32 protein-coding genes and 1 other RNA gene are annotated in these 17563 nt (G+C 51.2%); 2 read left to right on the top strand and 31 right to left on the bottom strand.

Features of this window, described 5'->3' with window-relative positions:
• Positions 1 to 34 precede the first annotated feature (34 nt).
• The 31 genes from QZL66_RS00255 to QZL66_RS00105 form a co-directional block, all read right to left on the bottom strand.
• Positions 35 to 568 (bottom strand): phage scaffolding protein, encoded by a 534-nt coding sequence (locus QZL66_RS00255; RefSeq protein WP_021683426.1) that lies wholly within the window; start codon positions 566 to 568, stop codon positions 35 to 37.
• 46 nt (positions 569 to 614) lie between these two features.
• The gene (locus QZL66_RS00250) at positions 615 to 776 is read right to left on the bottom strand and encodes a hypothetical protein (RefSeq protein WP_021683425.1); all 162 of its coding nucleotides are present in this window, start codon (positions 774 to 776) and stop codon (positions 615 to 617) included.
• A gap of 74 nt (positions 777 to 850) precedes the next feature.
• Positions 851 to 1102: a DUF2829 domain-containing protein gene (locus tag QZL66_RS00245; RefSeq protein WP_021683424.1), complete on the bottom strand. Its 252-nt coding sequence runs from the start codon at positions 1100 to 1102 to the stop codon at positions 851 to 853.
• An 82-nt stretch (positions 1103 to 1184) separates the two neighbouring features.
• The gene (locus tag QZL66_RS00240; protein WP_021683423.1) at positions 1185 to 1340 is read right to left on the bottom strand and encodes a hypothetical protein; all 156 of its coding nucleotides are present in this window, start codon (positions 1338 to 1340) and stop codon (positions 1185 to 1187) included.
• Positions 1333 to 3165 carry a phage minor capsid protein gene (locus QZL66_RS00235; RefSeq protein ID WP_022409769.1) on the bottom strand — a complete coding sequence of 611 codons (1833 nt, stop codon included), beginning with the start codon at positions 3163 to 3165 and terminating at the stop codon, positions 1333 to 1335. The genes QZL66_RS00240 and QZL66_RS00235 overlap by 8 nt, the downstream gene beginning before the upstream one ends.
• On the bottom strand, positions 3165 to 4508 hold the full coding sequence (locus QZL66_RS00230; RefSeq protein WP_022409768.1) for a phage capsid protein: 1344 nt from the start codon (positions 4506 to 4508) through the stop codon (positions 3165 to 3167). Before QZL66_RS00230 ends, QZL66_RS00235 begins: the two co-directional genes overlap by 1 nt.
• Positions 4505 to 5800: a PBSX family phage terminase large subunit gene (locus QZL66_RS00225; protein ID WP_022409767.1), complete on the bottom strand. Its 1296-nt coding sequence runs from the start codon at positions 5798 to 5800 to the stop codon at positions 4505 to 4507. Before QZL66_RS00225 ends, QZL66_RS00230 begins: the two co-directional genes overlap by 4 nt.
• Positions 5797 to 6138 carry a hypothetical protein gene (locus QZL66_RS00220; RefSeq protein WP_022409766.1) on the bottom strand — a complete coding sequence of 114 codons (342 nt, stop codon included), beginning with the start codon at positions 6136 to 6138 and terminating at the stop codon, positions 5797 to 5799. The genes QZL66_RS00225 and QZL66_RS00220 overlap by 4 nt, the downstream gene beginning before the upstream one ends.
• Before the next feature lie 307 nt (positions 6139 to 6445).
• On the bottom strand, positions 6446 to 6937 hold the full coding sequence (locus tag QZL66_RS00215; protein ID WP_022409765.1) for a transcription termination/antitermination NusG family protein: 492 nt from the start codon (positions 6935 to 6937) through the stop codon (positions 6446 to 6448).
• Positions 6934 to 7479, bottom strand: a complete 546-nt coding sequence (locus QZL66_RS00210; protein ID WP_021683416.1) for a phage protein Gp27 family protein — start codon at positions 7477 to 7479, stop codon at positions 6934 to 6936. Before QZL66_RS00210 ends, QZL66_RS00215 begins: the two co-directional genes overlap by 4 nt.
• Positions 7480 to 7487: 8 nt before the next feature.
• Positions 7488 to 7817 carry a hypothetical protein gene (locus QZL66_RS00205; RefSeq protein WP_084194437.1) on the bottom strand — a complete coding sequence of 110 codons (330 nt, stop codon included), beginning with the start codon at positions 7815 to 7817 and terminating at the stop codon, positions 7488 to 7490.
• Positions 7818 to 7829: 12 nt separating this feature from the next.
• Positions 7830 to 8141 (bottom strand): hypothetical protein, encoded by a 312-nt coding sequence (locus QZL66_RS00200; RefSeq protein ID WP_021683414.1) that lies wholly within the window; start codon positions 8139 to 8141, stop codon positions 7830 to 7832.
• A 117-nt stretch (positions 8142 to 8258) separates the two neighbouring features.
• On the bottom strand, positions 8259 to 8555 hold the full coding sequence (locus QZL66_RS00195) for a Mor transcription activator family protein (RefSeq protein WP_022409764.1): 297 nt from the start codon (positions 8553 to 8555) through the stop codon (positions 8259 to 8261).
• Positions 8542 to 9018 carry a regulatory protein GemA gene (locus tag QZL66_RS00190; protein ID WP_022409763.1) on the bottom strand — a complete coding sequence of 159 codons (477 nt, stop codon included), beginning with the start codon at positions 9016 to 9018 and terminating at the stop codon, positions 8542 to 8544. Before QZL66_RS00190 ends, QZL66_RS00195 begins: the two co-directional genes overlap by 14 nt.
• Before the next feature lie 5 nt (positions 9019 to 9023).
• Positions 9024 to 9812: an ATP-binding protein gene (locus QZL66_RS00185; RefSeq protein WP_293601727.1), complete on the bottom strand. Its 789-nt coding sequence runs from the start codon at positions 9810 to 9812 to the stop codon at positions 9024 to 9026.
• A complete protein-coding gene (locus QZL66_RS00180; protein WP_022409761.1) occupies positions 9748 to 10050 on the bottom strand; it encodes a hypothetical protein in 303 nt (100 codons plus the stop codon). Before QZL66_RS00180 ends, QZL66_RS00185 begins: the two co-directional genes overlap by 65 nt.
• Entirely contained in the window at positions 10047 to 10442 is a 396-nt protein-coding gene (locus tag QZL66_RS00175) for a hypothetical protein (RefSeq protein WP_022409760.1), read from the bottom strand. The genes QZL66_RS00180 and QZL66_RS00175 overlap by 4 nt, the downstream gene beginning before the upstream one ends.
• Before the next feature lie 9 nt (positions 10443 to 10451).
• Entirely contained in the window at positions 10452 to 10751 is a 300-nt protein-coding gene (locus QZL66_RS00170) for a hypothetical protein (protein ID WP_022409759.1), read from the bottom strand.
• A gap of 116 nt (positions 10752 to 10867) precedes the next feature.
• Positions 10868 to 11041 carry a DUF6906 family protein gene (locus tag QZL66_RS00165; RefSeq protein ID WP_022409758.1) on the bottom strand — a complete coding sequence of 58 codons (174 nt, stop codon included), beginning with the start codon at positions 11039 to 11041 and terminating at the stop codon, positions 10868 to 10870.
• Between the two features lies 1 nt (position 11042).
• Positions 11043 to 11963 carry an AAA family ATPase gene (locus QZL66_RS00160; RefSeq protein WP_021683406.1) on the bottom strand — a complete coding sequence of 307 codons (921 nt, stop codon included), beginning with the start codon at positions 11961 to 11963 and terminating at the stop codon, positions 11043 to 11045.
• A 3-nt stretch (positions 11964 to 11966) separates the two neighbouring features.
• On the bottom strand, positions 11967 to 13970 hold the full coding sequence (locus tag QZL66_RS00155) for a Mu transposase C-terminal domain-containing protein (protein ID WP_022409757.1): 2004 nt from the start codon (positions 13968 to 13970) through the stop codon (positions 11967 to 11969).
• Between the two features lie 11 nt (positions 13971 to 13981).
• Positions 13982 to 14051, bottom strand: an RNA gene (locus tag QZL66_RS00150) — hammerhead ribozyme type II.
• A 1-nt stretch (position 14052) separates the two neighbouring features.
• Positions 14053 to 14310, bottom strand: a complete 258-nt coding sequence (locus QZL66_RS00145) for a hypothetical protein (RefSeq protein WP_022409756.1) — start codon at positions 14308 to 14310, stop codon at positions 14053 to 14055.
• Entirely contained in the window at positions 14307 to 14498 is a 192-nt protein-coding gene (locus QZL66_RS00140; RefSeq protein WP_022409755.1) for a hypothetical protein, read from the bottom strand. The genes QZL66_RS00145 and QZL66_RS00140 overlap by 4 nt, the downstream gene beginning before the upstream one ends.
• On the bottom strand, positions 14482 to 14763 hold the full coding sequence (locus tag QZL66_RS00135; RefSeq protein WP_022409754.1) for a hypothetical protein: 282 nt from the start codon (positions 14761 to 14763) through the stop codon (positions 14482 to 14484). Before QZL66_RS00135 ends, QZL66_RS00140 begins: the two co-directional genes overlap by 17 nt.
• Positions 14760 to 14996: a helix-turn-helix domain-containing protein gene (locus tag QZL66_RS00130; protein WP_022409753.1), complete on the bottom strand. Its 237-nt coding sequence runs from the start codon at positions 14994 to 14996 to the stop codon at positions 14760 to 14762. Before QZL66_RS00130 ends, QZL66_RS00135 begins: the two co-directional genes overlap by 4 nt.
• Positions 14993 to 15184, bottom strand: a complete 192-nt coding sequence (locus QZL66_RS00125; RefSeq protein WP_021683401.1) for a hypothetical protein — start codon at positions 15182 to 15184, stop codon at positions 14993 to 14995. Before QZL66_RS00125 ends, QZL66_RS00130 begins: the two co-directional genes overlap by 4 nt.
• Positions 15175 to 15390 (bottom strand): hypothetical protein, encoded by a 216-nt coding sequence (locus tag QZL66_RS00120; RefSeq protein WP_022409752.1) that lies wholly within the window; start codon positions 15388 to 15390, stop codon positions 15175 to 15177. Before QZL66_RS00120 ends, QZL66_RS00125 begins: the two co-directional genes overlap by 10 nt.
• Before the next feature lie 65 nt (positions 15391 to 15455).
• On the bottom strand, positions 15456 to 15641 hold the full coding sequence (locus QZL66_RS00115) for a hypothetical protein (protein WP_293601726.1): 186 nt from the start codon (positions 15639 to 15641) through the stop codon (positions 15456 to 15458).
• A gap of 14 nt (positions 15642 to 15655) precedes the next feature.
• Entirely contained in the window at positions 15656 to 15811 is a 156-nt protein-coding gene (locus QZL66_RS00110; protein ID WP_022409751.1) for a hypothetical protein, read from the bottom strand.
• 3 nt (positions 15812 to 15814) lie between these two features.
• Positions 15815 to 16081 (bottom strand): hypothetical protein, encoded by a 267-nt coding sequence (locus tag QZL66_RS00105; protein WP_022409750.1) that lies wholly within the window; start codon positions 16079 to 16081, stop codon positions 15815 to 15817.
• Positions 16082 to 16258: 177 nt separating this feature from the next.
• On the opposite strand from QZL66_RS00105, the gene QZL66_RS00100 reads away from it, so the two are divergent.
• On the top strand, positions 16259 to 16666 hold the full coding sequence (locus QZL66_RS00100; RefSeq protein ID WP_022409749.1) for a helix-turn-helix domain-containing protein: 408 nt from the start codon (positions 16259 to 16261) through the stop codon (positions 16664 to 16666).
• A gap of 6 nt (positions 16667 to 16672) precedes the next feature.
• Positions 16673 to 17158: a hypothetical protein gene (locus tag QZL66_RS00095; RefSeq protein ID WP_022409748.1), complete on the top strand. Its 486-nt coding sequence runs from the start codon at positions 16673 to 16675 to the stop codon at positions 17156 to 17158.
• Positions 17159 to 17563 lie beyond the last annotated feature (405 nt).

Genomic DNA, 17563 nt, shown 5'->3' with positions numbered 1-17563 from the left:
GGGGAGCTGGCAGTGCGTAGCACTGACTGAGGGGTCAGGACTTCTTCAAACTCGGATTCATGCCATAAAACGCAGCTTCCACGCCGTTCATGGCACTGGGCAGATTGCCGGACGTGGGAACAGCCGCACGCTCGCCGGGGTTCGGGGCGAATGCGTCTGCATGGGCGGTGCGGAACTGCTGCACCACATCGTCTGCCCCGATCAGCTTGTCACCGTCAAATTTCAGTTCCTTGGATGTCAGCAGATCGGTGACGTACTTTTCGTACACATCATTTTTCAGCTGCAATCCCTTGACATACTGGGACAGCTTGGTGCGGTACTCGAATGCGGCACGGTCTGCCTCGGACTGCTCCAGCTTCTGCTTGTAGTCTGCCACGCTCGCCTTGATGCCGTCAATGTCCATGTCCTTGTAGGACTGAATGGTCTTGCTGGCTTCGTCCAGCTGCGTCTGCACGGCGGCGGCAGCGTCCTGCTCCGCCTTGATGTCTGCGGCATAGGCTTCCGTGATCTTCTGCACGGTGTCCTTGTCGGTGATGCCGATGCCTTTCAGAAATTTCTCATCGATCATAGGGATAACTCCTTTTCAAAAAAATAAAATGTATGAAAAAAGCACCTCAGTCGAGATGCTTCTCATAAGCTTTCAGAAACAGTTTCAAAATAAGGTCAAACGCTCCGAATCCAATGCCGATCCACGAAAGCACAAAGCACACCGTGGGAACGGCAAAACTTCCGTTCATGGCATAGAGGAGGACTAACAAAACAATCATTGTAAGCATAACTGCTCCTTTCTGGCATAGAAAAAAGCACCTCTTACGAGATGCTGCTTTCGCTATGCAAAAACGCTGGTAGTCTATTTGACAATGCACCAATCTTCCGCCAGCATATCGGTCTGACTAGCCAGCCAGCCAATGCAATATCGGTTATCTGCGGTTTTCATGACAATGCTGTCCGTAAACGGATAACTTCCGTCACCGATTTCCTGCGTCAGTAATTTGCCGTCAGCAAGGTACAAATACATTCCTTTGCCGTTCCAACCGGTTCTGGCAACTTTCTTTCCGGCTTTCAGTGCTTCCAATGCACCGCCGAATGTCATTTCTTTCATAGATTCTCCTTTCTGGCATAGAAAAAAGCACCTCAGGTGAGATGCTTTTTGTTATATTTGGTTTTGCATCTCAAAAAACGTGCTATTTTGAGGTGCTTTCATCATTCTTGTGCTTTTCTACGAATTCCTTTTTGAACTTCTCGAATTCTGCTTCTAGTTCTTCGATAGTGTTCTCAGAGCATATTCGTCTAATTTCATTCATATCAACATCTTTTTCTTTGATATCAACATCATCCATCTGATTTCATCTCCTTAAATTTGAATTTATAAAATTCTTGCAAATCTAGGAGTGCGTTTACCTGTGCTTGGAATTCGCTATCTCCTTTTTCGGCATGTAGACTGATTCTCTTATTATACACCGCTTCATCGATAATAAATATTGGTGCTGTATATTCAAATACCGTACCGTCATGTCCAATTGTATAGCCCTTTTGATACCCGTTTTTCAATGCGGCATTCAAATCACCAGCACTGGGCGGCATACCAAGTGGGTGGTTATGGAACGAAACGATTTCATCTTTTTCAGATTCTTGCAACGCTCTGCGGATTTCTTCGGTATAGTCCGGCGTTCCGGCTTGCGTTCCTGTTGTTGAGGAATACCATTTCTTTGTTCTGGTATTATAGAAATACAAGTCTTCACCATTTGTGCCTGAACGATGGTTCAACATTTTCTTAGCAACCTGATAATACTGCCGCTGTAACTTTTTATCTGAATCCATGGAATCAAACTTGCTCCTGAACTCTCTGCTTTTTACCAAATCTTTTGGAACAGCATAATCCGAAGAACTTTGCATTCGTTCCTGTTCTTTTATTATACCACCGTCACCGCCAGAAGTCAATTCTTTTTTGCCATTCTGAACTCGTTTTGCAGCCTGCACCGCCCTCTGAGCCGTAGACCGTCCGAACCCATTGACTTGCGACCGGAACGTATCGTTCCGCCGTCCGGTCTGGCGGCAGAAGTCTTTCAGCGTTTTTTCCGCATCTTTCAAACGCACAGAAACCGCTGCAAAATCATCGTTCAAACCCTGTTTTAACGCTGGATCATCGGTGTTCTTTGCCGCTTCGTCCAATGCCGCCGCACGCCGCTTTAGTGCTCTGACCTTCCGCTCGCCTTTCCGCTGCATCTGGCTGATCTCGTACTCTGTGTACTTCTCGCCGTTGTAAGAAATGCTCTTTTCGTCCAGTCTGGCGATCTCCTCCGGTGTGTAGTTCGGCGTGGACAGTCCCGGATAATACGGGTGCCAGTTGTGCCGGCAGTTCCAGCCTTTGAACCCTCTGCCGTCCCCATAGCCGATCTCTTCCAGCGTGAACACTTTCAGCCCGTCAATGATCTTCCTGGTGCGTTTGCCCTGTATCTGGACAAGCTGCCCCTGCCATCTGGCGTGCTCCGGTCTTGCTCCGCCGTGTGCTGTCAGCTCCATGTACCTGCATCCGGAATCTTCTGCACGTTTCTTCGCCACTGCCGCCGCAGTCTGTCCCACGCCTGTCAGCACACACCGCCGCACCGCAACATCAATGCGGTCTTGGTGTCCCGTGGGATAGGTCACATACGCTCCGCCGTCCGCCAGATTTCGCACCGCCATGCGTATGGCATCCTGATAACTGAACGCTCCGGAGGACACCTGCATATACGCCCGGTCACAGGCTTGCAGGAAAGCAGTCTGCGTGGTGTTCGCCGTGGTGCTGACCAGATTCCGCATGGTTCCCAGTGTTTTCCGGTATCCGGCTTCCAGCACCTGCTTCATGCCTGCGTCCTGCCGAATGTCCACCGGAACTTCTCCGGCAGCCTCGTGGGTGTCGTTGTCGATGTCCACCGTCTTCACGCCGGCATCTTCAAATAACGCCCGGACTTGTGCCACGCTGGCATCTGTCCGGTCTGCGATCATCTGCAAAATGTCCTCGTACAGGATTCCGGCAGATTGCAGCACCTCCGCCTGATATGCCGTACTTTCCGACACAAAACCCATTTTCAGCATACGCCGCACCATGTCCGCCACAATATCGTCCTCCAGCTGCTGATACAGCCCCAGCAGCTGAGTCACATCCGGCTCATAATTCTGCATCAGATCTCACCACCGGAAAATAAACCACCATCATCCTGCCGCTCCGGCATCATCTTCGCCGCCTTTTCCTCGGAGCAGTCGAAGTACCACGCCAGAAATAGCTCCGGACGCAATAGCTTGTCCCGTACCATCTGCACACGCCGCTGATACTCCACGTCCGGATCTTCCAGCACACCGTCCCCAAAGGCAAAGGTTGCCTTGACCGGCGGACTGCTCTGACTGCGGTAGTAGTCCTGATAGAACTGCATTCCATAGAGCATCTGCTCCAGTGCGTTCCGCAGGTTCTCCTGAATGTCTTTCACTCTGGAAAAGCTCCGCTGCTTGGAACTCCGCACTTCCTCTGCGGTTTTCTCCACATCGGATACTTCGGAGAGTGTGCCGTAGGAAAGCCCCACCGCATTCTCGATCCGCCGCAAAATCTGATTGAACGCATGGAAATAGGCAGTGTCCCGGACTTCCGGAGAAAAGGTATTGATAAAGGACTGCCCGTCCGTTTTCTCATAGCTGCGGAACATCCGCTCTCTGCCTTTCGGCAATACCGGCTTGCCGTCCTTGTACCGGAACAGATCCTCGGTGGCATCAATGGCACGTTCGGACGATTCCAGTTCCCACAGAATCCGTTCCCAGTGCTCATCCGCATCCCGGATAAAGTCCACGGCATCGGCAAAGACCGAAACGCCCAGCGGTGAAGTGGGGTCGATGTTGTTGGAATCCGGTGTCTGAAAAATGGCAAACAGCGGACGCTGTACGTTTTCATACACCTTTTCCGGCAATACATCCGCCCACTGCGGCACTGCATCCAGACTGCACTCTGTGCCCAGTATTCCCGGACTGGCAGAACAGAAACAGCGGTTCTGAATGGTATGTGTCTGCCGCACCTGGGAATAGACGTGCAGCTCCAGACGGGTGTAATAGTTCTTGCCAATAGAGATCTCTTCCGGACACACCACCGCATCGCAGGAATCGTCCGTGTAGTTCACCGGAAGATAGGCGTTCTGCGGCACAATGTCCACCGAAACGCCCTGTGCCGTGAAATAAGGTTTCAGCAGCAAGCCGCCAATGGCAAGCCCGAAGTCCATTTTCCGCCGCAGCTTCGGCAGCACACGCCTGACCGCCTGTTCCAGTTCTGCCGCATCGTGTACCGTGGCGGAAAATTCCGTCAGTGTCAGCCGTTTCAGCTCCTGTGCGATATTCGCCGGAATGTGACAGGAACGAATGCGGTTCCGGATCCAGCCGGCACGGTTCAGATATAACTCCTCCCACAGCTGCATCTGCTGTATCATGTCACCGCTGAGCAGGCAGGGCACCTGCATGGCTGCGGCGATCTGGGTTGCATCGATCATGGCATCACCTCCTCGTTGTCATCTGCCGGCGGCATCCGGTATTCCCGCAGCGTCCGCTGCATCGCCGTCCGGACGAAATACCGCATATCGTCCATGGCGTGGTCGTTGGTCTTGACCACAGCATCTTTTCCTTTGGCTTGATTGTCCCAGCAGTACAACCCGAATTCCCGGATAATATCCGTACAGCCTTCACAGATGTGGATGCGTCCGGCTTGCAGCAGCGTGGACGTGTCACGGATGCCGTCCAGAACGCTGTTGTTGGCTTTCCGCACCCGAAATACCCCGTGCCGCCGGATACATTCAATAAAGCTGGCGGCAGACGGGTCTACGATCACATACCGCACATAGGGGGCAATATCTCCGGCAAGCTGTTCCAGTGCAGCGTAGTGCTCCTCGTCTGTTCGGGAATGTCCCTCTTTTCGGGCATCATAATAGTACTCCCGGATTCGGGTGGCATAGCCGTCTCCGGACAGGTGCCATAAGCCGACAGAGGTCGGGTTCAGTGTGCCGTAGTCGCAGCTGAGATAAAACTCGCCGGAATGCACATCCGGCACAGTGTCCGGAATGACGTGCCGCAGCTTCTGGAACTGCGGATACACCAGACCGTCCGCCATGACCCACTTGCCCAGTACATACCGTTCATAGAACACACCGGAATACATCCGCTCGTACCGTTTCCGGACAGATACAGAGAGAGCACGGTTGTCCTCCATGGTGAAATGCAGGTGCAGCCGGTTCTTTTCGCCGGCTTTCCCGTGTACGCTGTCAATCCATTCCTTGTACAGCCAGTGTTCCTCGCTGCCGTCCGGGTTGCAGTTCATCCAGATCTTAGAACCGGTGACAGAGCATCTCGCCGTTGCCTGATCCACAAAAGAACGGGGCATCAGTGCCACCTCGTCCAGCAGGACACCGGCAAGGGTGATACCCTGAATGAGAGCATAGCTGCTCTCGTCCTTGCCGCCGAAAAAATAATAGCGGTTGTGATGCCCCCGCCATTCCACGTCCATATAGTTCTTGGACAGGTTGATCTTCGGCTGCATCACGCCTGCCATCCACTTCTGGATCGGCGTGACCACATTGCGTTTCAGGCTGTCAATGGTCTTGCCGCAAAAGGCAAATGTCTCATGGTCAAAGTTCCGCATACTCCACAGCAGATAGCCGATGCTCATTGCCATGGTCTTGCCGGAACGGACAGATCCGTCACAGATGATAGCATCATACTGCCGGAATTTCGGCATTGCCCACCAGAGCATGGCTTGTATCTGCTTGGGAGAAAAAGTCTGATAGATCATGCCAGTCCCTCCTGCAATTTCTCAAACAGATTGGTGATCTGTCCGTTGTCCTCTTCTTCGGCTGCTCCGGATGCCGCCGCCTGTAGGGTGGCGGTGATCTTGGTTTCTGCCCGGATCAGATCCGGATTGCTTTGCAGGAACTCGTATAGCTCCATGTGCCGTTTCCGGAATTCCTCCGCCAGTTTTTTCCGTTTCTTCGGCTCCGGGGTATTCAGGTAGGCAGAGAGGAACGTCTGCAAATCGGTAAAGTCCGCTTGCGGAATGGATTTCCGCTTGTCCTCAAATTGCAGGATACCGTCCGCCAGCTGGTGGATGCTCTTTTTCTTTCGGCTGTTCATTTGCAGTCACTCCTTTCAGAAAAAATGGTCAAAAAAATACGGACGCTGTACGCCCGTATATTGCGTGTATTCTTTTTGGGTGTTGTTTTTCGCAGAAAAATCTTCAAACGATTCTAAACGCCCTCTGAACGTTCTTAAACAGGGTATGCTTCGCCATTCGGAATCTTTTTGGAAAAGTTCCGTTCGGGGTTCAGGCAATACCGCACAAAGAGCTGCAAGAAGTATTGCCTTTATACCATATACCGCACCCTGTGGGACGAATCAACCACAGCAGCGACAGGCATACTGATTTGTTTCACACACGCTCTTAAATGCCGATTACCGGCAGTGTGACCGTGTAGTCATGTCCGCAGATGGAGAGCCGCACACGGGCACGCCGCTGCCGGAGATCCAGCCGCACCACATTGTTCCAATACTCCCGGAGCACGCCGGACAAGACCATCTTGTCCCCCTGCAATGTGGTATAGATGCGGGACGGGGCAATGGGTTTGCCGCCGTTCCAGAGCCACCGGATATATGCTTCCTCGTGGGGCTGCAGCTTGCCCAGCGTACAGCCGGACACTTTCAGAAATCCGATCACGCCGTCTGACTGTACCACGCTGTCATACTTCTGCCGGTCGATTTCTTCCTCCAGAAACAGATAGCCGGGAAAGACAGGTTCTGTGATACTGTTCCATTTCCCGTTCTTCCGGATGTCCATGGTTCGCTGCGGACAGCGTACCAGATGCCCGTTTTTCCGCAGCAGCACAGCCACTTGCAGATCTGTGCCGGGCTTCACCTGTACCACATACATACTCATGCCTTTCCCTCCTTGGCTTTGGATTTGATAAACTTCTTGACTTCCTTGTAGAGATCCGGTCGTTCTGCCGCCATGGCTTCATAGATCAGATCCTTGAACTGCTCTGCACCGTTTTCCAGCAGATCCCGTGTCTTGGTGTCCACGTTCTTCTTGTACGCCACTGCACGGGTGAGTGCCACGGCATTTTTGGACAGGGTGTCAAAGTCGATCTCCGACAGCCGTTCCTCCGGCAGCTTGTTGATGGCATCCAGCATCTGATTGCAGAGCAGGCGGAGAATGCCGTCTGTCATGTCCAGATCCGGATAGCGGTCGGTTTCTTCCATAATCGCCCGGAAGTTTTCCTGACTGAGCCGCAGTGCGTCCAGCGTACTCATGAGATTTTTCGCATATTTTCCCACCGCTGCCAGAGAGATGCTCACGCCGTGGGACTGGATATAGTCCACGATCTCCCGGTAATAGGCACCGGTCTTGATCATCTCGTCTACGGTCTCTTTGACTGCCGGTTCCAGATTGTCGATCTTAGAATGCTTTCTGCGTCCCATGCAGCACCTCACACGTCAATACATTCGTCCTTGCGGACACAGGCAATGATCTTGATACCGTCCGCCGATACCTTGGCTTCCAGCTGCTCCATTGCCGTGTCTGCCAGTGTCGTACACGCCTTGGAATCCATGTGCCGCAGCCGGATATATCCGGATTCCGTCAGATAGTTGATGCTGTCCCGGAATTCCGCCTCAGTCATGCTGGGTTCCAGTGCATAGCGGATGTCCGTCAATGCAACAAACTTGTCACGCAGCAGATTCACGGCTTTCAGCACCATGCCGTTATTCTTGAAAAATGCCTTCTGCCGGATTCGCTCTATCATTTCTGCCTGCTCCAATGCCGTTCCTCCTTACTTGCTGCAATAGCTGTCGATCTTGCTTTCCAGCCTTGCCATGGTGCGGATAAAATCCTCGTTCTTGGTGGTGTGCTCCTTGATGTAGTCGATGTTCTCCGACAATTTTTCCATAGATGCCTTGATCTCCCGGATCTCTGCCTTGGTGGCGTACTTGTCCGACAGCGTCAGCAGATTGTCACGCAGCTCCTGCACTGCCATTTCGTTCTTGTCATTGCGATCCATGGTGCGTTTCAGAAAATAGCCGATGATCCCAAGGATCACGGTGATCACCGTGGTGATGATAAACAGGATCAGTTCCTGTGTCACTGTATCTCCCTCCCCAAAAGAAAAGTGCTATCATTACTTCTACTGTAATGATAGCACAGAAAAGAACGGTGCTGCAAATAAGGCAGATTTTTCAGGAATTTCAATGAGTTTTCGGGTTCAGAAGAACGTCATCTGGTGTGCTTCCCGGTCGGTGCTCTGGCGGTAGATGATGTCCCGGATGGTGTTCTCCGCCAGATTAAATGCGTGTGCCAGTTCCAGATAATTGGAACCGTCAAACCGGCGGAAGATCTCCGCATCTCTCAGACCGTTCATCACGGAATCCGCCTTGCTGATATAGATGCTGCTGCCGCCGTAGCTGGCGACCAGCTTCCGGTACGCTTCCATACCGATGACCTCCGCAATTTCCAGCTGACTGCCGTGCAGCTGTTCCATGGTCAGTTTATCCAGAGTCATGTGCTTTCGCCGCCTTTCGCTTTGCGTTTCGCAGATACCGTTTCAGTGCCTCGATCAGTTTCGCCCCGTCCTCCCGTTTGACCCAGTTCAGCGGATGACCGGGGCAGGGGGCTTCCTGCAATACCTTTCGGACGATGCCTGCCATGCGTTCCCCCACCGGCACCGCAGAGGGCGAGAGCTTTGCCAGATCATACAGCAGCCGCCAGGCATACGCCTTTTGTCCGGCTGTCATTTTCCCCGGATACTCCGGGGATGCCGTTTTCTTTTTGGGACGCTGCTCCCGGAGCTGCTGCCGCAGCTCCGCCTCTACCGCTGCCGCCTCCGGTGGGGTGAGTTCCCGGACAGAGGTCTTGCCGCTGATACGGTAGACGATCATGTGAAACGGGTCTTCCTTGTTTCCCGATTCTACCAGCCCCAGCACAGCAGCAAGGCTGTACAGTGTCTGGGTTTGTCCTTTTGCCATACGCTTCACTTCCTCAGCCGATAATCTTTCTGGTTGTCCGGGCGTATCTCAAACGCATACCCTTTGGACATCTGAATGATCCTGCCGCCGATTGCTCCGTCAATTTGCCGCAGCTGGGGCAAAAGCCATTCCGTGGAGAGGATCGTCAGCATCTGATTTCTGGCACGATAGTCCAGTATCTCAAATGCCAGACGCACATCTGCACCGGATACCTCTGCGGTGCTGCTGGTCTTGAACAGATCGTCTATGTACAGCACATCGGCTTCCTTGTACGCTGCGATCTGTGCGGCATAGCTGCCGTCCGTCAGAGCAGCTTTCAGCTGATTGGACGCTTCACGCCACACCATGTACCGCACCGAAAAACCGTTCCGGATCATGCCGCCCACAATGGCGGTGCAGATGTGTGTCTTGCCGCATCCGGTCTGACCGCCGATATAGAACCACCTGTGCCGTTCCTGTAGGTACGCTTTGGCACATTGGAGAATGTGCTGCTGGAATGGCTGCTCTGCGGTGTAGTTCTGAAATGTGCAGATGCGGAGCAGGGATTCCAGACCGGATTCATGGATTCGCCGCAGGGTGTCTCTGGTTTTCATACAGCTGCACAAGCACATGACCTCATAGCCGTCCCGGATCTCTGCGATCATGCCCTTGTTGCGGCACGTTTTGCAGTCATAGCCGGTCAGCGTGCCGGGCTGTGCATTGTACGCATCCACACGCATCTGCATCAGATCAGTATACGAAAGCCCCGTAGGGGTCATCGTCGGGAATGTCATCTTCTGCGGCAATGGTCTCATCCTCCCATCTTCTCTGATTCAGCCATGTGGCAGGATGCGGAATGAACTTCCAGTTCTCTTTGCCCCAGTGGTAGACCTTCCGCTGCCGTTCCAGCTCCGCCAGCATCTGCTGCAATTCCGTCTCGCTGGGCTGGATCTTCTCGAATGCCCGTCTGGCTTTCTCCTTGCCCACCTTTCGGGGATACGCTGCCCAGAATTGGTCGAAGCAGCGGTTTCCGGTGTCTGTTGGTTTTCTCATGCTTCCACCTCCTCATACAACGCGATGTCTGTGCAGTTCTGGCATAGATGCCGTTTCAAAGAACGGAAAGAACTCCAGTAGGGAGAATAGGTGTAGTAAACGCTGTTGGAAAGTACCGCCTCCCGAAAGGCTTTCCGTTCCCGTTTCAGCTTTTCCTGCTCCTTTCGGGTGAGTATACTGTGTTTGTGCTTCTGGAAGAACTTTCTGCGGATCTCACAGTCCTCCGTCAGCCATTTTCCCTGAATTTTACCGTCAACATAGACCGCAATGCACAGCTGCATCTTGTACCGCTGTGTCTGCAAAGACAGCGTGTAGCCGTCTGCCTGTAGCTTTACGATGCGGTAAGATGATTGCAGGTTCTGCTCTGCGGTTTCCCATTGTTCCTTCGTCATCGCCGCACCTCACGAAATGGTAAACCGCTTGCTTTCCGATGCAACGCAGTACTGGTCATAGAGTGCCTGGTGGGTCTCCTGAAATGCACGGCTGTCGAACCGGCTGCTGACCACTGTGGTATACCGCACGGTAAAATTGCCCACGTCCATTTCCTCCAGATGCTTCTTGTCCATCATCGCCTTGACCTGACTACGCAGCTCGTCCGCCTGCTTTTTCAGCTGCTTGCCGGCTGCCTCCAGTTCCTTGATCTGGTTGACGGCGGAGAGCATATCTGCCTCCTGTTTCAGTGTCAGTTTTGCTTTTGCCATAAGAAATACCTCCGTTTGTAAAGAATTGTAAATAGATTGCCGACTCTGCATTTTCACGGGCTTGTCACCGTCCTTGGCTGCATTAGGCGAGAGGAGCGTTTCTCCTCTCAGGGGGATTATGTGATTTCTGTATCCCGATGCTTCGGGATATGTCTGGTACGTTCTGTGTACCGGTGGAGAATGACCAGCTCCGTGCTGGTGTTCTTGGAGATCAGCCAGTCCTCCGGATGGAATCCGTAGAACGCCAGGATCTTTTTCTGTGCCTTGGTGGGGCGTTTGCCGTTTTTCATCTCAGACCTCCATATCCATGTACTTTGCCATTGCCACCAGCCCCTCATAACTGTAATCCTCGTTGTCATAGGCATTGGAGAACAGGTTGACCACGCCACGGATAGCCTGCGGTGTCTGGGCGATGCGGAACAGAAAATCAATTTCCTTTTGCCGTCCGTTCAGCATGGGGAACAGCTTGGCAATGTCCTCACGCTGGATCTTGGAACGGGTGTACAGCTTCTTCTGCTTGGTGCGGTTGGCGATCTGTGCGAACTCTGCCTTCTTGCTGCCGATGCGTGTCACCGTTTCCAGATTTCCGATGAAACAGATGCCCAGCGTCTGCCCGTGATCGGCAAAATCATCAGAGAAGCTCCGCAGCACCTCAATGGTTTTCAGCGGCAGGTGCTGGGATTCATCGAAGATCAGCACCGTGCCGTCACTCAGCTTTTGCCGGATGGAATACCACAGGGCATCTCTGGAACGTTCCATGGGAGCACCGATGCGGTCGGCGATCAGCCGCAGCAGGGACTTGATGCTGGTCAGACAGGGATTCAGCGTGATCAGTACGCTGTTGTTCGGGTGCTCTGCCACAAAGTGCTGTGCTGCCTTGGTCTTTCCGATGCCGGCATCTCCGGCAGCAATGGCAAGACCGCCCTTGATCTGGCAGACACCGATAATGTCATAGATCTCCGTGGAGATGCTGGTATCTGCATAGCCGGATTCCTGATAGGTCTGCCTGGTCTGATCCTTGACACCGAAATAGCTTTCCAGTTTCGCAAACATCTTCTGCGGATTTGCCTGATAGCTGCCGGAAAACAGCTGGGAGAGTGCTCCCTTGGAGATGCCCAGACGGGCAGACAATGCAGACAGGCTCAGTCCTTCGTCCTTTTGCAGCTGCTCCAGCTTGCGGAGCAGGCTCTGTTGATGCTCTGTGTATTCCATGTGTTATTCTTCCTTTCGTCTTTGGGCGTTCTGCCGCATTTTTTTCAGGTCGATGGTGACCGGGATCATTTCGCTGCCGGAAACCATGCGGTGTTCTTCTTCCGTTTCTCCGGCTCGTACCGGCTCGATGGTCTTGGGATACCGGATCTGGAACCGTTCTTCCTTTGCCTTGGCGGCTCTCCGGATCGTGGCATCCAGGGAATCGATCCGCTGTGCGTTGGTCAGATCGGCGGTGATGCCCTTGACCTGATCCCGTACAAACTTCTTGGTGCGGCGGATCATCATTTCTGCGTTGGCGATCTCCTCCGGATTGGAGGTCAGATAGTCCATCAGCAGGATGTCCGCCAGCTCCCAGGTAAACAGATACTGGTCTTGGGTGTTGTACAACCGGACAGTTTTCAGATCTGCCGGGTCATACCGCACATAGACCTCCTCGCCCAGATGCAGAATGGTTTCCTCCGGATTCATGTACCAGATCTTTTCCCCGGCAAAGGTGATGTACACGCCGTTTCGCTTGATCTTCTGGGTTCTGGTGGATCGCATCAGCATGAGATTCAGCTCTGCGTCCGCCGCCTTGCGGATCGACCGGATCTCCTCGTTCCAGACATCCAGACGGCTCATGCCCCGGTACTTTGCCTCAGAGCCGCCGTACTCCTGCAAGTTGTATTCGCCGTCGATCCATGTTTCCAGATGGCTTCTGACCTCGTAGTCCTGCGGTATGGCTTTGTTCTTGATTCGCCGTTTCAGGCTTTCCGGACGTTCCAGAATCGTGCCGCCGCAGAAACCGCTGAACGATTTGGAAAACTGGCTCTTGACCGTGTAAAAGGTTCGTTCAATAGGCTTTGCTTTCGCATTTCGTACAATGGCGTTGTGCATTTCAATGCCCAGCCGCTGTAAAATGGTGGGCGGCTCTGTGACATCCTGATCAGATTTTCGGGTACGGTGTCCTTTTCCGCCCACATCGTGGGTGAGAAACTCCCGACCGTTGTCGAAGTACACCGCTTTCGGGATGCCGAACCGCAGAATGCCGTGCCGCAGTGCCAGGATCGTGGACTGGGAATCCGGGGATTCCGTAATATTCCAGCCGGTGATCACGCCGGACTTGGCATCCAGAAATGCCGTCAGATACAGGCGGTGAATGGTGCCATGTTCGTCCAGAGACTGAATATCCAGTGTGTGGTTGTCGGCGATCCATACGTCATTCGGCTCCAGCTGGTCATACATTCGGATAATGTACGGCATACAGCGGTCAGAAAACGCCTTTTCGCCCTCACGCATCAGAATTTTCGTTGCCTCTGCCACATCGTTGTCGATTCGCCGCCGAAAGCTTCGCTCCGATGGGATACAAGCCACCAGCTCCGGGTGGAAATCCTCTGTCCAGCTGATCACATTGCGATAGCTGGCTCGGACAGTTGGCTGATTCTCGTCCAGCCAGAACCACAGAAACGCCTCCCACACGACCTGGGGAATACCGCTGCTGTGCTTGTTCCAGCCGCCCCGTATCCCCAGCATACCGGCGAGATCATGCTCCTGATAGGCGTTCCATTTGCGGTACAAGATCCCCGTGGAAACCTGTAGGTCTGGGTGCTCCAGCTGACACTTGCCCACATACAGCTTGTCATAGTCGGTTTTCTTGCTGTACTGGATGCGTCCGGCGTGCCATTCCAGCAGAATTGCTGTCCAGATCTGGATCTCCTGCCGCTGCTGTGCGGTGCAGTCCTCAATGGTCATTTGCCGCACGGCTTTTGCCCTCTTTTTCGGCTTCTGCGGTTTCGTTTCCGCCGAAATCGGCGTGGGCATCATGCCCATTTCCTGCCGCTTTTGCTGATAGTACCTAGCCTGCAACGGCTCCGGAAATGCGGAGACCGGGATCTGATAACAGGGTTTATGGTTCTGCGGATGCTCTCGGAGAACCGCTGGTAAAACACCGTTTTTACATTGTTTTCGGATATACCTTGCAGAACAGTTTTTCAAGACTGCTGCTTCTTCTACTGATAAGTAGTCCATAGCTCCTCCTTTCCGGTCTGCCATCATCAGTGCCGGTAGACCAGTTCCGGCAGACAGCGGCTCTCTGCCGCTGTTTCGGCTTTTATGTTGCATCTGCATTTGTAAGCTTCAATCCGGCATAGTCCAGCACTTCTTCGGTGATCTCGTCCAGGAAGTAGACCAGCGTTTCTGTCGGCTCTTCATAGTCATAGTCGATACTCAGGTCAATTACGATTGCAAACTTGAAGCCGTTTCCGCTGTAGTGCGTGTGCAGCCAGTCGTAGATCAGCCTGAGATTCGTGCTTTTGAAAATGATGCAGTAGTTGCCGTACTTGTCTTGCACATCTTCGATCACCTTCACAGCACATGCACCTCCATATGCATCTCTTTCAGGAGCCTGTCCTGCTCTGCTTTGGAACAGTCGCTGGTGCGGATCTCGTGGAGGATCGCCCAGTCTGTACAGCCGCAGTTCTTCATTCGCCGCACGGTTTTTCGCAGCTTTTGTGACCGTCTGGACGGTGTTCCGCCCCATTCATGCAGTCTTTTCATCGGCTTCCTCCACCTCGTCATCGTCCTCGTTGGCGGTAAACAGCACATTGTCCGAAAACCACGGAAAGCACCGGCTGGCATATTCCCACTCTGCATCCATCTGATCGGAGAAATACGAACCGCCCCACACGCCCTTGCCGTCCTCATCAATGTGCCAGACCACGAATTCGCCGTCCGGCAGGATCGGTCTGGCAATGCAGTGCTCCGTGCCGTAAATGGCATAGATCAGGTGATTCTCGATCACCGTTCCGATTTTGATTTTCATGATGCACACCTCCGCTTTTTCGATTCCGGTTCTGTGGGGAGCAGACGCTCCACCAGCACACGCAGTGCCTTTGCCAGCCGCAGCACCACCGTGATGCTCGGCACAAACTTGTCCTGTTCCAGCTGACAAACATAGCTCTGGGATACCTCTGCCGCCTCTGCAACCTCCGTCTGGCTCAGTCCCAGCGTGGTGCGGATCTCCAGCAGCTGCTTGCCGAATGTTTTCGGGGTCATTTTTCATCATCCTTCCTGTGTACGCCGTTGGTTTTCAGAATGCGTTGTTTCAGTTCTTCCTTGGGTTCCAGCATCTCCGGGATAGCGTCATACCAGTCATACAGATAGCCGATGCTCGCCGCATCCCTTCCGTGAAACCTTGCACTGGCAGCGATCTGCAAAGCCGTGGGATTCTCGGTCACGACCATGTCACATCGCCTCCCATGGCTTTGGCAAACTGCTCTGCGATCAGCCGCTGGGTGAAGTAGTCCCGATAGATGTTCTGCTTCCCGTCCAGACAATAGCTGCTGTTGGGCTTGTCGCCGGTCTGCACCGTTGTCAGACGGACAGTTTTTCCAGTGGGCGAATAGGTTGTAGTCACACAGTAATAGGTGTGCAAAATTCTCGGTAACATGAAAATCGCTCCTTTCAAAATGTTGTTGGAATACTTTGTTGAATCTGCTAGGTTATATTTGAAATTTATCGCAGATGAAACAGATGACGTACTGCAAATTCGACATACTTTTTTCGTTCACTTTCTGTTGGTTCACGAAACTTATCTGCCACAAATGCAGTTACAGTCAGTGCTGTAATTTTCCACTTAACCCATTTCAGGCAAGCAAAAATGCCGATTGCCGCAAGAAATATGATAATAAGTGCAGGCACGTTTTCTCCTCCCTTCAAATTCCTTTTGATAGCTTTGCATTGTGAAGCATACGTTTCATATCGATCGGAATGCAAACCACGTTTGCATTGCAAGCATCTGCCTTTGCCTGCTCCGCTGCATCTGGAGCAGGCTTTTTCCTGCATGGGATCCGCTTGACAATAACTTTCATGGGTTAATCCTTCTGGTTCAGAGTTTCATAATCTTCTCTGGAAATTGATTCGAGTTGTGTAAAATCCACATCCAGTGATGCAGCAACATTTCTCGACTGCACAGCATAGAATGCAAGAATTTCGCACGCACTTTCTTTTGTCGCATTTACTGTAGCGGTGCAATATCCGACACTACCTTCACCGCCAAAAATCAGAGCATCCCGTACTTTGTAGTAGAAATGCAGTCCCTTAGAATCCATGGTGTAATAGGTCGTGATTTTAGAATCCATATTTTTTTCCTCCTTTTCATTTACTTTTGCCTTACTTTGTGGTACAATTATCATAAGGCTTTTTATACCCTGTTGTATTGGTATGCTAATATTATAGTCCGAAAATATCGTACTGTCAATATTAGAGTACGAAAAAATCTTATTTTCAGCGTTACGAACAAAAAAGGAGTTATAATTTTGAGCATTTTAGATAGAATTGTTGAGTTACTTGGAGAGCAAGACCAGAAGAAATTGACAGATTATCTTCACTTGAAAAAGAGTGCATTTACAGATTGGAAATCCGGTAAGAGCAATTCGTACCGCAAATATCTTATTGAAATCTCTGAATTTTTTGGCGTTTCTATTGACTATTTGGTTTATGGAAATGATGCCCCGGTTCAAAATATCACTAATTCAGCAATCGGTGCGATGGGAGAGCACTCAACAGGTACAGTAAATATCCAAAATTCAAGCGAAAGCGAGGATGAACTCGCCAAAGAACTGGCTAAAATCCTAAAAAGCCTTCCACTAAAAGAACGCAGCAAACTTCTGAATATGATATATGACTTCGAGGAAAGTTATAAAAAAGGAAAAATGGAGGATTGATTATCGATGTTTGGAAAAAAGAAATTGACTGCTTTTGATGCCGATTACATAAACAACTTGCTTAAACAGGTGCATGAAAGTGAGACCATTGTCAATCGAACAACTAATCCAACTGTATTCTTTGGAAGATTGAATTTCTTATTTGATTGCTTACTAAATTTGAAAGATTATGAGAAATATGATATTTTTCATCCGGAAAAGCCCTCAGATGTTTTGAAAAACATTACAAAGAACCTTGAAAGTCACGTGAATGGATTTATTGATCGTGCATACACCGAAAAGAAAAAGAAAATAGCAAGCCTAAAAACTCAGACAGCAAAAACAAACAATTGGGAAAAATTTTTTGATTCAATGTTTGCTGCATTTGAACTTGCGAATACTTTCTGGACTGGAAACGGCAAAAAAGAAAAGCATTATAATGGGGTTCTCTATACAAAGGGAAACCTTAAACACTTAAAAGAATTGGAAGAAAAAACACTGATAAATGAGTAAGGGATAGGAACTTGTTCCAAACCTATTTGGTTCCAGTTCCTATGTTCCTATCCTTAAAAATATTTTTTGATTAAAGATGCTTGTTTTTTCTAAAACAAACTGTTCAAAACCACAAAAGCAAAAAAGCAGCGTATTTCCGACGTTTTGAACACTTTCAAACACTTTTCAAACGCCGGTAAAACGCTGCCCTCAAAAATTAAACACCAAAACGAAATCGCCCGGAAAACAGAGGACATCCTCATTTTCCGAGCGATTTTTTTGACACTTCAATTTTCGTTCACTTTTCCAATTCTATCTCATTCCACCCAAAACATCACGCATTTTCGCCACTTTTTACCCCTTCCAATTCAATTCCACCCTTTTCCACCCTTTTCAACCTTTTTACGTTTCCCTTGTCAACTCACA

The sequence above is a fragment of the Ruminococcus sp. CAG:330 genome, from assembly GCF_000437175.1.
Lineage (GTDB): Bacteria > Bacillota > Clostridia > Oscillospirales > Ruminococcaceae > Ruminococcus_C.
Note: the sequence above shows the minus strand (reverse complement) of the source record. Positions and strands in the feature narration are given on the sequence as shown.

Excerpts from the sequence above, each read along its gene's own strand:
- QZL66_RS00105 (WP_022409750.1), bottom strand. The coding sequence starts at position 16,081 with ATGGATTCTAAAATCACGACCTATTACACCATGGATTCTAAGGGACTG.
- QZL66_RS00125 (WP_021683401.1), bottom strand. The coding sequence starts at position 15,184 with ATGGTCGTGACCGAGAATCCCACGGCTTTGCAGATCGCTGCCAGTGCA.
- QZL66_RS00255 (WP_021683426.1), bottom strand. The coding sequence starts at position 568 with ATGATCGATGAGAAATTTCTGAAAGGCATCGGCATCACCGACAAGGAC.
- QZL66_RS00165 (WP_022409758.1), bottom strand. The coding sequence starts at position 11,041 with ATGAAAAACGGCAAACGCCCCACCAAGGCACAGAAAAAGATCCTGGCG.
- QZL66_RS00130 (WP_022409753.1), bottom strand. The coding sequence starts at position 14,996 with ATGACCCCGAAAACATTCGGCAAGCAGCTGCTGGAGATCCGCACCACG.
- QZL66_RS00225 (WP_022409767.1), bottom strand. The coding sequence starts at position 5,800 with ATGATCTATCAGACTTTTTCTCCCAAGCAGATACAAGCCATGCTCTGG.
- QZL66_RS00240 (WP_021683423.1), bottom strand. The coding sequence starts at position 1,340 with ATGGATGATGTTGATATCAAAGAAAAAGATGTTGATATGAATGAAATT.
- QZL66_RS00245 (WP_021683424.1), bottom strand. The coding sequence starts at position 1,102 with ATGAAAGAAATGACATTCGGCGGTGCATTGGAAGCACTGAAAGCCGGA.
- QZL66_RS00230 (WP_022409768.1), bottom strand. The coding sequence starts at position 4,508 with ATGATCGATGCAACCCAGATCGCCGCAGCCATGCAGGTGCCCTGCCTG.
- QZL66_RS00210 (WP_021683416.1), bottom strand. The coding sequence starts at position 7,479 with ATGGGACGCAGAAAGCATTCTAAGATCGACAATCTGGAACCGGCAGTC.
- QZL66_RS00170 (WP_022409759.1), bottom strand. The coding sequence starts at position 10,751 with ATGGCAAAAGCAAAACTGACACTGAAACAGGAGGCAGATATGCTCTCC.
- QZL66_RS00120 (WP_022409752.1), bottom strand. The coding sequence starts at position 15,390 with ATGTTACCGAGAATTTTGCACACCTATTACTGTGTGACTACAACCTAT.
- QZL66_RS00175 (WP_022409760.1), bottom strand. The coding sequence starts at position 10,442 with ATGACGAAGGAACAATGGGAAACCGCAGAGCAGAACCTGCAATCATCT.
- QZL66_RS00095 (WP_022409748.1), top strand. The coding sequence starts at position 16,673 with ATGTTTGGAAAAAAGAAATTGACTGCTTTTGATGCCGATTACATAAAC.
- QZL66_RS00160 (WP_021683406.1), bottom strand. The coding sequence starts at position 11,963 with ATGGAATACACAGAGCATCAACAGAGCCTGCTCCGCAAGCTGGAGCAG.
- QZL66_RS00250 (WP_021683425.1), bottom strand. The coding sequence starts at position 776 with ATGCTTACAATGATTGTTTTGTTAGTCCTCCTCTATGCCATGAACGGA.
- QZL66_RS00155 (WP_022409757.1), bottom strand. The coding sequence starts at position 13,970 with ATGGACTACTTATCAGTAGAAGAAGCAGCAGTCTTGAAAAACTGTTCT.
- QZL66_RS00220 (WP_022409766.1), bottom strand. The coding sequence starts at position 6,138 with ATGAACAGCCGAAAGAAAAAGAGCATCCACCAGCTGGCGGACGGTATC.
- QZL66_RS00195 (WP_022409764.1), bottom strand. The coding sequence starts at position 8,555 with ATGACTCTGGATAAACTGACCATGGAACAGCTGCACGGCAGTCAGCTG.
- QZL66_RS00135 (WP_022409754.1), bottom strand. The coding sequence starts at position 14,763 with ATGAAAATCAAAATCGGAACGGTGATCGAGAATCACCTGATCTATGCC.
- QZL66_RS00140 (WP_022409755.1), bottom strand. The coding sequence starts at position 14,498 with ATGAAAAGACTGCATGAATGGGGCGGAACACCGTCCAGACGGTCACAA.
- QZL66_RS00215 (WP_022409765.1), bottom strand. The coding sequence starts at position 6,937 with ATGAGTATGTATGTGGTACAGGTGAAGCCCGGCACAGATCTGCAAGTG.
- QZL66_RS00190 (WP_022409763.1), bottom strand. The coding sequence starts at position 9,018 with ATGGCAAAAGGACAAACCCAGACACTGTACAGCCTTGCTGCTGTGCTG.
- QZL66_RS00235 (WP_022409769.1), bottom strand. The coding sequence starts at position 3,165 with ATGCAGAATTATGAGCCGGATGTGACTCAGCTGCTGGGGCTGTATCAG.
- QZL66_RS00110 (WP_022409751.1), bottom strand. The coding sequence starts at position 15,811 with ATGAAAGTTATTGTCAAGCGGATCCCATGCAGGAAAAAGCCTGCTCCA.
- QZL66_RS00180 (WP_022409761.1), bottom strand. The coding sequence starts at position 10,050 with ATGAGAAAACCAACAGACACCGGAAACCGCTGCTTCGACCAATTCTGG.
- QZL66_RS00185 (WP_293601727.1), bottom strand. The coding sequence starts at position 9,812 with ATGAGACCATTGCCGCAGAAGATGACATTCCCGACGATGACCCCTACG.